The following is a 12044-nucleotide window of genomic DNA, read 5'->3' as shown; positions in this document are numbered from 1 at the left end:
ATGACTCTCTGAAGTCGTCGCAAGCAATAACGGGGTGCGTTAAACGGAGATGATCGCCGCTCGCGGAAGTGCCCGCAAGCGACGCTCACAGCGGCTGTCAGGTGGCGTTGCGACGTTCCGCAAGCCAGGCGTAGAGCGCTGCGGGCTCCATTGGCCTGCCGTACAGGTAGCCCTGCGCTTCCTGGCAGCCCAGTTCCAGCAGCATGTTGGCTTGGTCGACTTCCTCCACGCCTTCCGCGATGACGGCAAGGCCTAGCTTGCGGCCGAGCTGGATCACCATCTCCGCAACCTGGCGGCCGCGCTGATTGGTGCACAGCTCTTGCACGAAGGAGCGGTCGATCTTCAGGCGATCGACCCGCAGACGTTGCAGATACGAGAGCGAGGAGAAACCGGTTCCGAAGTCGTCGATGGCGACCTTGACGCCGATCTGCGCCAGGTCGTTGAGTTTGTCGGCGACGAAGTCAGCATCTTCCATTGCCATGGACTCGGTGATTTCCAGTTCCACGCGTCCCGGCTCGGCCCCGGTGTCGCGCAGGGCTTCGCGCACCTGCTCGATGAACAGGGGATGGCGGAATTGCGCGAGCGATACGTTGACCGCGACCTGCATGTTCGTAAAGCCCGCGGCGGCGATCTTGACCTGTTCATAGCAAGCCAGCCGCATCACCCAGCTGCCGATGCTCACGATCAACCCGGAGTGCTCGGCCAGCGGGATGAAGCGATCCGGCGGAACGAAGCGGCCGTCGTCGGCACGCCAACGGATCAGGGCCTCGACACCAACCGGCTGGCCGCCGTCGATGCGTACCTGAGGCTGGTACATCAGGAACAGCCGATCTTCGTTGAACGCAGTGCGCAGCCCTTGCACCAGTCGCACCCGCTCCTTCATCTCGATTTCCATGGCGCGCGTGAAGACGATGTGCTCGCCCCGCTGGCTCGACTTGGCGCGCTTGAGCGCGATGTTGGCATTCTTCAGCGCGTCGCTTCCACTGCCCTCGTGGTCGCGCAGGTTCAGATAGCCCTGGGTCGCGGAGATCTGGATTTCCTGACCGTCTACGATGAAGGGTTCTTCGAACAGGCTCGCGACGACCGGCGGGGTCACCTGGTTGGCGTCGCCAAGCACGCCGAAGGTGTCGCCGGCCACACGTGAAATGAAGGCACTGGGAAGTCGGTTGCGAAGACGGAGGGCTACTGACTTCAGCAACTTGTCGCCGAACTGGTGGCCCAGCGCATCGTTGGTTTCGGCGAAGGCATCGATGTCCACCAATGCTACAGCCGCGTCAGACTTGCGGGTGCCTCGCATGCGTTCGTTGAGTTCGTCCTTGAATCGCTCCCGATTGGGTAGCCCGGTCAGCGCATCGACATAGGCCAGGCTGTTGAGGCGGCTGAACAACGCCGTGTTCTCGAAGCCCACCGCCAGATTCGCGCAGAAGACCTCGAGCAAGTGGCGGTCGATTTCCTCGATCGGGTGATGGCGTTCGAGGTAAACCGCAATGCGCCGCCCGGACCCCGCCAGTATCAGCGTCGTCGAGTGGTGTTCGTACTGGTTGCGACCGCTCGTCAGAGCCCGGTTGAGCTGATCGCGTACATCCTTGTTCGGGATATCACCGACCGACTGGTTGATCAGCCCGCTGAACTTTCCGCCGGCGGCGACGACCTGCATCGCATCTTCCCCGGAGCCGTTCTCCTGCGCGCAGATCAGCCCCTCCGGCGGCAGACGCAGCAGCGCGGCAAGCTGGGTGATGACGCCGGCGGCAAAGCCCTGCATGCCGCGTAGCTCCATCAACTCGCCGCTCGCGCGCACGATCATGTCGAGGCCGCGTCGACTGGCGTTGATGGCACGGATCTGGTCGTAGGAACGGACTGCGACGGTGAGCGTGGTGTAGAGCCGCGTGTGCGTCAGCTCGGACTTGGTCTTGTAGTCGTTGATGTCGTAGTCGCGGATCGCCTGGATTTCCGGCGCATAGCCCGGCTGGCCAGTGCGCAACACGATGCGCGTTTCGGTCAGGCCGAGTTCTTCACGGATGATGTGTACCAGCTTGAGGCCGGCGTTTTCACTCTCCATCACCACGTCGAGCAGGATCACCGCGATGTCCTGCTCGCGGCGCAGGAACTGCACCGTCTCGGCGCCGCTGTAGGTGTGCAGGAATTCGAGGGGCCGCCCGAGGATGGGCGTGCCCTTGAGCGCCAGCTCGGTCGAGGCATGTACGTCGTGATCGTCATCGACGATCAGGATGCGCCAGACGGCGCCGGCTTCCTCGGCTGTTTCGTCCGTCGCCTCCGGAGCAAAGAGCAGTTCGTCGTCCGCCACTAGATCGGTCACCACCATTCCCTCCACGCGGTCGGGACAATCTGCCCCGCCAGAGCCGCTCTTCCCTCGTCAACGGACGCACGCGCCCGGACTTGAGAACCTCTTTGTCAGCTTACGCCGGAATAGACTGTCGTTTCCAGCAGGGAGGACACCTATCTTGGATACGCCAGTTCCGATTGACAGTCGTTTGCCCGACGTAGGCACGACCATTTTCACCGTGATGTCGCGCCTGGCGCAGCAGTGCGGCGCGATCAACCTGTCGCAGGGTTTTCCGGACTTCCAGCCCGATCCGGCGCTCGCCGCCGCGGTCGGCGAGGCGATTGCGGCCGGCGCCAACCAGTATCCGCCGATGGCGGGTGTGCCGGCACTGCGCGAGGCGATCGCCACGAAACTGCAACTTGAATATGGTGCAGCGTACGACGCCGAAAGCGAAATCACCGTTACCGCCGGGGCCACCCAGGCGCTGTTTACCGCGATTGCCGCGCTGGTGTCGCCGGGCGACGAAGTCATCGTCTTCGAGCCGGCCTACGATTCGTATGGTCCGGCCGTCCGCCTGCAGGGTGGGGTGGTGCGCCCGGTGGCCTTGCTTGCGCCCGAGTGGCGCCCGGACTGGGCGGCGTTTCGCGCCGCCCTCACGCCGCGCACCCGCCTGGTCATCGTCAACACGCCCCACAACCCGACCGGCTCGGCCTGGCCGCGCGAAGACATGGAGACGCTTGCCGCACTGCTCGACGGCAGCCGCGTCTGCGTGCTGGCCGACGAAGTTTACGAGCACATGGTCTTCGACGGCCGGCGCCACGAGAGCGTTGCGCGCCACCCTGCGCTGGCGCAGCGCGCGATCGGCGTGTCGAGCTTTGGCAAGACCTATCACGTCACCGGCTGGAAGGTCGGCTACGTGTTCGCACCGGCCGCCCTGATGGCCGAATTCCGCAAGGTGCACCAGTTCAATGTATTCACCGTGAATAGCCCCGCCCAGGCGGCATTCGCAAGCGTGGCAGGGCGTGCCGAAACCTGGCGCGAACTTGCCGCCTTCTATCAAGCCAAGCGCGACCGCCTGCGCAGCGGGCTGGCGGCGAGCCGCTTGCGCCTGCTGCCCTGCGCCGCCACGTATTTCCAGCTGGTCGACTATCGCGCGATCTCGGATCTGCCGGATGTCGCCTTCGCCGAGTGGCTTACCCGCGAGGCGGGTGTCGCGGCGATCCCGATTTCGGTGTTCTCGCACGATCGGGCCGACCGCGGCATCGTGCGGCTGTGCTTCGCCAAACAGGACGCGACACTGGACGCTGCCGTGGCGCGGCTGGTCTGCCTGTGAGCGGGTGGTAGACTCGCCCGGACTTCAATTGCATCGGAAGCCTCAACGTGCGGTACATCCTTCTCTTCCTGCTGGGATTGCTCGGTATCTGGTGGCTGCGGCGCCTCGTCAATGGTGAATCCGGACGAGCGCAGTCCGGGGCGGCGCCGCGCGCGCCGGCGCCTTCGGAACGTATTGCCGGATGCGCCCACTGCGGCTTGCATGTGCCCGAAAGCGAGGGCGTCAGCGAGGGGGGGCATTTCTACTGCAGCGAGGCACACCGGCGCCTCGGGCCGCGTGGCTGAAATGTCCGCCACGACGGCGCAGGTCTGGCAACCGGCCGAATCGCGCTGGGAATCGCTGCGCTATTACAGCTACTACCGGCTCATCGTCGCCTGCGGGCTTGCCTTCATCGGCCGCATGTTGATTTCCGACGGCAACAGTGCCGATGCCTGGTACGGGGTCGTCAGCGGCTACCTGTTCGCCGCAGTGGCGTTGCTCTATTTCTTGCGCATGTCGCGCGCACCCTTCCACTGGGTGGTCAGTACCCACATCGCGGTCGATATCCTCGCCTTGAGCGCGATGATGTACGTGGGTGGCGGCCACAAGGGCGGGCTGCCCTACATGATGATGGTGGTGGTGGCGGCCGGAGGCCTGTTGGGCGAGGGGCGCCTGGTCTATTTTTATGCCTCGCTCGCGTCGGTGTCGGTGCTGGTGGTGCAGGGCTTGCGCGCGCTGGCGATCGATACCGAGGCGGCGTCCGACATCACCGCGGTTGGCCTCATCTGCATCGGCTTCTTTGCGGTGGCGACCGTCGCACGCCTGCTGGCTACGCGCGCGCTGGCCAACGAACGGCTTGCGCACCAGCGCGGCGCCGCGTTGCGGCGCCAGGTGCAGGTGAATGAACAGGTGATCGCTGATCTGCACGATGGGATTCTGGTGCTGGACCCCGATGGCGTGCTGCTGCAGGCCAACCCGAAAGCGGCCGAGCTGCTCGGCGACATACCCGGCAGCGGCATTCCGCTGGAAGTGATTTCCCCGGAACTTGCCGATGCGGTGCAGCAGGGCGGTGGGCAGGTGCGCATGAACGACGGAGGCAGCCGCGTGCGGGTGCGAACCCTGCGCCTGGGTGGCCAGGGCGACACCATCGTGTACCTCGAAGACCTTGAGCGCATCGAGCGTGAGGCGCAGCAGATCAAGCTGGCGGCGCTCGGCCGGCTGACTGGAAGCATCGCGCACGAAATTCGCAACCCGCTGGCCGCGATCAGCCATGCAAGCGAGTTGCTCGCAGAGGAGAAGCGCGCCGAAATGCAGTCGCGGCTGACCCGGATCATTCATGACAACACGCTGCGCATCGACCGCATGGTGCGCGACGTGCTGGAACTCGGGCGGCGCGATCGTGCCACGCCGGAAACGATCCCCTTGCTGCCTTTTGTGCGCGCCTTCGTCGATGAACAGGTGGCTTTCGAGGGGCTCGACCCGGCGCTCGTGATGCTCGTGGGTGACATGGCGCTGCCCCTGCGCTTCGACCGCATTCATTTGCAGCAGGTGTTGTGGAACCTGATTGGCAATGCTCGCCGCTACGCTTCGGGGGCGCCCGGAAGTGTCAAGGTCACGATCCAGAGCGGGGATGAAGGTGAAGTCCTGCTTGATGTGGTGGATGACGGCCCCGGTGTGCCACCAGAGGCCCGCGCACAGATCTTCGAGCCCTTCTTTACCTCGGATCCGCGCGGCACCGGGCTGGGGCTCTACATTGCGCGCGAACTGGCGCAGGCCAACGGCGCGCAGCTCGAATTGTGCGATTCGCGCAGCGGCGCGCATTTCAGATTGGTAGCGAAGGGGATTGCATGAGTGGAGCGAGTGAGCGGCGAGCCCGCACGGACGCGGCAGTGCTGATCGTCGATGACGAAGCGGATATTCGCGAACTGCTTGAGCTGACCTTGCTGCGCATGGGACTTGGTGCCGACGCGGCCGGATCGCTGGCGGAGGCGCGCGCACTGCTCGCCGAGCGCAACTACAAGCTCTGCCTCACCGACATGCGTCTGCCGGACGGCGAGGGGCTGACGCTGGTGAAGGAAATCGCGCAGCATCACCCAGAATTGCCGGTCGCGGTCATCACCGCCTACGGCAGCATGGAAAACGCGGTCACGGCGCTGAAGGTCGGCGCTTTCGATTACCTGTCCAAGCCGGTGTCGCTCGAACAGCTACGAGCGCTGGTCAAATCGGTATTCGATCTGCCCAAGCGCACCGCGGAGTCCCGGCCGATCGGCGCCACGTCGCTGACCGGTGATTCGCCGACCATGCAGCAAGTGCGCGGCATGATCGAACGCCTGGCGCGCAGTCAGGCGCCGGTGTACATCAGCGGCGAATCGGGTAGCGGCAAGGAGCGGGCGGCGCGCCTGATTCACGAGCACGGCGCTCGGGCGAGCAAACCCTTTGTGGCCGTGAACTGCGGTGCGATCCCGGAAAACCTGATGGAAAGCGAGTTCTTCGGCTATCGCAAAGGCGCCTTCACCGGCGCCGACGCCGACCGCGATGGCTTCTTTCAGGCCGCCAACGGCGGCACGCTGTTCCTCGACGAGGTGGGCGACCTGCCTCTGCCGATGCAGGTGAAGCTGTTGCGTGCGATCCAGGAAAAGCGGGTGCGGCGCGTCGGCGACACATCCGAGCTGGCGGTGGACCTGCGCATCATCAGTGCGACCCATCGCAATCTGAAAGACCTGGTCGATCAGGGGCGCTTCCGCCAGGATCTGTTCTATCGCCTCAATGTCATCGAACTGCGCATGCCGGCCTTGCGCGAGCGGCGCGAAGACATCCCGGCGCTGGTCGAGGCCTTGTTGCGCCGGCTGGCCAACGATGCAGGCCTGCCGACACCGCGCATCGAGGATGCCGCAATGGCGGCGCTGATGCGCTACGCCTTCCCCGGCAACGTGCGCGAACTGGAAAACGTGCTTGAGCGTGCGCTCGCGCTGCACAGCGCCGAGTGCATCACCGCCGACGATCTGCACATCGAGCCGCGCGAAGGCGAAGACGGCGTTGCCGCGGTGCCCGGCGGAGGCGTCGCGCTGGAGCGCGAGTCGCTGCAGGACTATCTCGACCGCGTCGAAAGGCAGGCCATCAACGAAGCGATTGCCAAAACCGACGGCAATCGCACGGCGGCGGCGCGCCTGCTCGGCGTGACCTTCCGTTCCTTGCGTTACCGCATGGACCGCCTCGGCATGAAGGATTGAGCGCGGCGATGCGTCTGACGCTGCGCGGCGACGACTCGCTTGACCTGACGGAGGGCGTCTTCGCGCCTTATCCTGTGGTGAATGCCGACGGCCTGTTGCCGACGGCGCGACAGATCGGCTCGCCGAACTTCGACGAGCGACCCTCCGATTGCGATGTCAGCCTGATCGTCGTGCATGCCATCAGCCTGCCGCCGGAACAGTTCGGCGGGCAGGGGATTGAACAACTGTTCACCAACACGCTCGACCCGGCCGAACACCCGTATTACGCGGGCATCCATCACTTGCGTGTCTCGGCGCATTTCTTGATCCGCCGCGACGGCGCGATCGAGCAATTTGTCCCGACGACCCGGCGCGCCTGGCATGCAGGCGCTTCGTGCTGGAACGGCCGCGAGCGCTGCAACGACTTCTCGGTCGGCATCGAACTTGAGGGCAGTGACACGCAGCCCTTCGAGGCGCTGCAGTATCCGGCGCTCGCCGGACTGATCCGTAGCATCGCCGGGCGTCACCCGGTAGCCGACCTCGCCGGCCATAGCGACATCGCGCCGGGGCGCAAGACCGATCCCGGCCCGTTCTTCGACTGGCACCTCCTCGCCACGCTGCTGCGCTGACGCGCCAGCTTCGTTACGTTTCGGAGTCCTCGCGCGACGGGCGCCCGGTTCGGGCGGCCAGATGCGCTGCCCGCGACCTCGTCCTTCGCCTTTGATTTGCGCATTGCGCAAATTTTCTTTCTTGCATGATCCTGGGTTTGCTCACTAGAATTAGTTCAAATTAGTAATCGAACTACTAGATCTAGTAGGTCAATAATAAGTGTGCTGCCGAGGCAATCAGATGCGGCAGACCCCAGACAGGAGAGATCGATGCAGGTCATCGCCAGCGAGGCAACCATCAATCCGGCGCTCTCGACGCCGACGTCAGACACCCAGAATGAGGCGGAGCGCTTTGGCGACTTCAAGGTGATCCGGCGCAACGGTGCGGTCGTCAGTTTTGAACCCTCGAAAATCGCGCTCGCGGTGACCAAGGCCTTCCTCGCGGTGGAGGGCTCGCACGGGGCCGTGTCGGCACGGGTGCGCGAGGTGGTCGGCAGCCTTACCGAACAGGTCGTGCGCGCACTGGTGCGTCGCCAGCCGCACGGCGGCACCTTCCACATCGAAGACATCCAGGATCAGGTCGAACTTGCGCTGATGCGCTCGGGCGAGCACGACGTCGCGCGCGCCTATGTGCTGTACCGCGAAAAGCGCGCTGCCGAGCGTGCGCAGAAGGCGAAGGCAACGCCGCCGGCCGCGGCGTTGCATGTCACGCACCGCGGCGAACGCAGGCCGCTGGACCGCGCCGAGCTGGCCGATCTGGTTGCGGCCGCCTGCGCCGGCCTAGGCGAGCAGGTGCAGCCCGAGGCGATCCTCGAAGGCGCACTGCGCAACCTTTACGACGGCGTGCCTTTGGACGAAGTGCGCAAGGCGCTGATCCTCGCCGCCCGCACGCTGATCGAGAAGGAACCGGCCTACGACTACGTCACCGCGCGGCTGCAACTGCATGTGATCCGCGACGAGGTGCTGGGCGAGGAAGTTGCCCATGCCGCAATGGCAACGCGCTACGCGGAGTATTTCCCGCGGTATGTGAAGCTGGGTATCGAGGCGGAACTGCTCGACCCGAAGCTCGCGCAGTTCGACCTCGCGCGCCTGGGCGCAGCGATCGTCGCCGACCGTGACCTGAAGTTCGGCTACCTCGGCCTGCAGACGCTCTACGACCGCTACTTCCTGCATATCGAAGAGCGTCGAATCGAGCTGCCGCAGGTCTTCTTCATGCGTGTCGCGATGGGTCTGGCACTGGGCGAGATCGACCGTGAGGCGCGTGCGATCGAGTTCTACAACGTGCTCTCGCAGTTCGACTTCATGAGCTCGACGCCGACGCTGTTCAACGCCGGCACGCTGCATTCCCAGCTCTCGTCCTGCTACCTGACCACCGTGGATGACAGCCTCGACGACATCTACCAGGCGATCAAGGAAAACGCGCTGCTGCAGAAGTTCGCGGGAGGTTTGGGCAACGATTGGACCCCGGTGCGCGCGCTCGGCGCCCGCATCAAGGGCACCAACGGCAAGAGCCAGGGCGTGATCCCCTTCCTCAAGGTGGTGAACGACACCGCGGTGGCGGTGAACCAGGGCGGCAAGCGCAAGGGCGCGGTCTGCGCGTATCTCGAAACCTGGCACCTCGATATCGAGGAGTTCCTCGAACTCCGCAAGAACACCGGCGACGACCGCCGCCGCACGCACGACATGAACACCGCGAACTGGATTCCGGACCTGTTCATGAAGCGGGTCATGGAAGGTGCCGAGTGGACGCTGTTCTCGCCCTCTGATGTGCCCGATCTGCACGACAAGTTCGGCCGTGCCTTTGAAGAAGCCTACGTCGAGTACGAGCGCCGTGCGGACCGTGGCGATATCAAGCTGTTCCGTCGCATCCCGGCGCTGCAGCTGTGGCGCAAGATGCTGACGATGCTGTTCGAGACCGGGCATCCGTGGATCACCTTCAAGGACCCGTGCAACATCCGCTCGCCCCAGCAGCATGTGGGCGTGGTGCATTCGAGCAACCTCTGCACCGAGATCACGCTGAACACCTCGGATACCGAGATCGCGGTCTGCAACCTCGGCTCGGTGAACCTGCTCGCGCACCTGGGCAAGGATGGTGAGCTCGATCACGACAAGCTGCGCCGCACCATCCGCACCGCGATGCGGATGCTCGACAACGTGGTCGACATCAACTACTACGCGGTTGGCAAGGCGCGTAACTCGAACCTCAAGCACCGCCCGGTCGGCCTCGGCATCATGGGCTTCCAGGACTGCCTGCACGCCAAGCGCATCCCCTACGCCTCGGAGGATGCGATCGCCTTCGCCGATCGTGCGATGGAAGCGGTGTGCTACTACGCCTACTGGGCCTCGACCGATCTGGCCGAGGAGCGGGGCCGTTATTCGAGCTTCCGTGGCTCGCTGTGGGACCGTGGCATCCTGCCGCTCGACAGCCTCAAGCTGCTGGCCGAGGAACGGGGCGGCTACCTGGAAGTCGACACCTCCAGCACGCTCGACTGGGACGCGCTGCGGCGCCGCATTGGCGAGGTCGGCATGCGCAACTCCAACTGCGTCGCGATCGCGCCCACGGCGACGATCTCCAACATCATCGGCGTCGACGCCTGCATCGAGCCGACCTACCAGAACCTGTACGTCAAATCGAACCTCTCGGGCGAGTTCACGATCGCCAACGAGTCACTGGTCCGCGACCTGAAGAAGCTCGGCCTGTGGGACGAGGTAATGGTCGCCGACCTCAAGTACTTCGACGGTTCGCTCGCGAAGATCGACCGCATTCCGGACGAGTTGCGCCGGCTCTACGCCACCGCGTTCGAGGTCGAGCCGAAGTGGATCGTCGAATGCGCCGCGCGGCGCGCGAAATGGATCGACCAGGCGCAGTCACTCAACATCTACATGGCCGGTGCATCGGGCCGCAAGCTCGATGAAACCTACAAGCTCGCCTGGTTGCGTGGCCTGAAGACGACCTACTACCTGCGTGCCCTGGGTGCGACGTCGGCGGAGAAGTCGACGGGTCGCGGGGGCGAACTGAACGCGGTGCCGGTGAGCGGAGGCGTGAGTGCTGCTGCGTCCGCCGCCGAGCCCGCGAAGTTCTGCAGCATCGACAACCCCGATTGCGAGGCGTGTCAGTAAACGTCCTACATGCGCCTCGGCTCGTGATGAGAAACGGGGGACGACGTGGCATGCGCAAGGTGCGAGATGTGGTCCGGAATCTTCGTGTCGCATGTGTGGACCGGTGCCACGTCGTCTCATGAAACCGGTAGACGCGTCGCACGCAGTGTTCGCTCTTTGCAACACCGCTCGCCGCAGAGCCGCGCAGCATAAGGCTCTCCGGGCGATCCTCTGAGAACTAGTATTTATGCGGGTTTCCGCGATATTGGTTGTGACAGGGTGACGCACAACTTCACGGAAAGCCGCGCCGGCAGTACGTCTCCGGCCGTCGACGAGTTGCAGAAATTTGTTGATCGATTCGAAAAATTGAACTAAAGGATATTGGCATGCTGAATTTTGACGACGACCTCGTTTCTGCAAATTGGAAACAGCCCCGCGCGGTTGAGGCGGAGGTATCGTCTGTCGCCGAGCGCGGCATCGAGCAGGACGACGCGGTGAGCGTTCGACGGATCAACGCTGCTGACAAGCGTGTCATCAACGGCGCGACAGACGTCAACCAGCTCGTTCCTTTCAAGTACAAGTGGGCGTGGGAGAAGTACCTCGCCACTTGCGCGAACCACTGGATGCCGCAGGAAGTGAACATGGCGCGCGACATCGCGCTGTGGAAGGACCCGAACGGCCTCACCGAGGACGAGCGGCGTATCGTCAAGCGCAACCTCGGCTTCTTCGTCACGGCCGATTCGCTCGCTGCCAACAATATCGTGCTTGGCACCTATCGCCACATCACCGCGCCCGAGTGTCGTCAGTTCCTGTTGCGCCAGGCGTTTGAAGAAGCGATCCACACGCACGCCTACCAGTACATCGTCGAATCGCTCGGTCTCGACGAGGGCGAGATCTTTAACGCCTACCACGAGATCCCGACGATCCGTGCGAAGGACGAATTCCTGATCCCCTTCATCGAGACCCTGACCGATCCGGAATTCAAGACGGGTACGCCCGAGGCGGACCAGCAACTCCTGCGCTCGTTGATCGTCTTCGCCTGCATCATGGAAGGCCTGTTTTTCTACGTCGGCTTCGCGCAGATTCTCGCGCTCGGCCGCCAGAACAAGATGACCGGCGCGGCCGAGCAATACCAATACATCCTTCGTGACGAGTCGATGCACTGCAACTTCGGCATCGACCTCATCAACACCATCAAGCTCGAGAATCCGCATCTGTGGACGCCGGCATTCCGCGACGAGATCCGCACGCTGATGCAGCGTGGTGTCGAGCTTGAATACCGCTATGCCGAAGACACCATGCCGCGCGGCGTGCTCGGCCTCAATGCATCCATGTTCAAGGAATACCTGCGTTTCATCGCGAATCGGCGTTGCCAGCAGATCGGCATCGATGCCATCTATCCGGGCGCGGAAAACCCGTTCCCTTGGATGAGCGAAATGATCGATCTGAAGAAGGAGCGCAACTTCTTCGAGACGCGGGTGATCGAGTATCAGACGGGAGGGGCGCTGAGTTGGGATTGATTTGCCGCTTGC

The 12044-nt window shown here is 64.0% G+C and carries 8 protein-coding genes; 7 read left to right on the top strand and 1 reads right to left on the bottom strand.

Annotated features, from left to right (window positions below; translation table 11 throughout):
- Nucleotides 1-97: 97 nt before the first annotated feature.
- A complete protein-coding gene (locus tag GGR36_RS20220) occupies nt 98-2323 on the bottom strand; it encodes a GGDEF/EAL domain-containing response regulator (protein WP_183637805.1) in 2226 nt (741 codons plus the stop codon).
- A gap of 136 nt (nt 2324-2459) precedes the next feature.
- Between GGR36_RS20220 and GGR36_RS20215 the strand changes: the two genes are divergently transcribed.
- The 7 genes from GGR36_RS20215 to GGR36_RS20185 all read left to right on the top strand — a co-directional run bounded on the left by GGR36_RS20215 (nt 2460) and on the right by GGR36_RS20185 (nt 12032).
- Nucleotides 2460-3617 carry a methionine aminotransferase gene (locus GGR36_RS20215; protein ID WP_338086731.1) on the top strand — a complete coding sequence of 386 codons (1158 nt, stop codon included), beginning with the start codon at nt 2460-2462 and terminating at the stop codon, nt 3615-3617.
- 47 nt (nt 3618-3664) lie between these two features.
- Complete coding sequence (locus GGR36_RS20210) at nt 3665-3901, top strand: PP0621 family protein (protein WP_183637800.1); 237 nt, start codon at nt 3665-3667, stop codon at nt 3899-3901.
- A gap of 1 nt (nt 3902) precedes the next feature.
- The gene (locus GGR36_RS20205; protein ID WP_183637796.1) at nt 3903-5447 is read left to right on the top strand and encodes a sensor histidine kinase; all 1545 of its coding nucleotides are present in this window, start codon (nt 3903-3905) and stop codon (nt 5445-5447) included.
- Entirely contained in the window at nt 5444-6826 is a 1383-nt protein-coding gene (locus GGR36_RS20200; protein ID WP_183637795.1) for a sigma-54-dependent transcriptional regulator, read from the top strand. Before GGR36_RS20205 ends, GGR36_RS20200 begins: the two co-directional genes overlap by 4 nt.
- An 8-nt stretch (nt 6827-6834) precedes the next feature.
- On the top strand, nt 6835-7434 hold the full coding sequence (ampD, locus tag GGR36_RS20195; RefSeq protein WP_183637792.1) for a 1,6-anhydro-N-acetylmuramyl-L-alanine amidase AmpD: 600 nt from the start codon (nt 6835-6837) through the stop codon (nt 7432-7434).
- A 249-nt stretch (nt 7435-7683) separates the two neighbouring features.
- Nucleotides 7684-10533 carry a ribonucleoside-diphosphate reductase subunit alpha gene (locus tag GGR36_RS20190; protein ID WP_183637789.1) on the top strand — a complete coding sequence of 950 codons (2850 nt, stop codon included), beginning with the start codon at nt 7684-7686 and terminating at the stop codon, nt 10531-10533.
- A 365-nt stretch (nt 10534-10898) separates the two neighbouring features.
- Nucleotides 10899-12032 (top strand): ribonucleotide-diphosphate reductase subunit beta, encoded by a 1134-nt coding sequence (locus tag GGR36_RS20185; RefSeq protein ID WP_183637786.1) that lies wholly within the window; start codon nt 10899-10901, stop codon nt 12030-12032.
- Nucleotides 12033-12044 lie beyond the last annotated feature (12 nt).

Source organism: Niveibacterium umoris, assembly GCF_014197015.1.
In the GTDB taxonomy this organism is placed as follows: Bacteria; Pseudomonadota; Gammaproteobacteria; order Burkholderiales; family Rhodocyclaceae; genus Niveibacterium; species Niveibacterium umoris.
The sequence above is the reverse complement of the archived record's forward strand: the minus strand, read 5'-3'. Positions and strand labels throughout refer to the sequence as shown.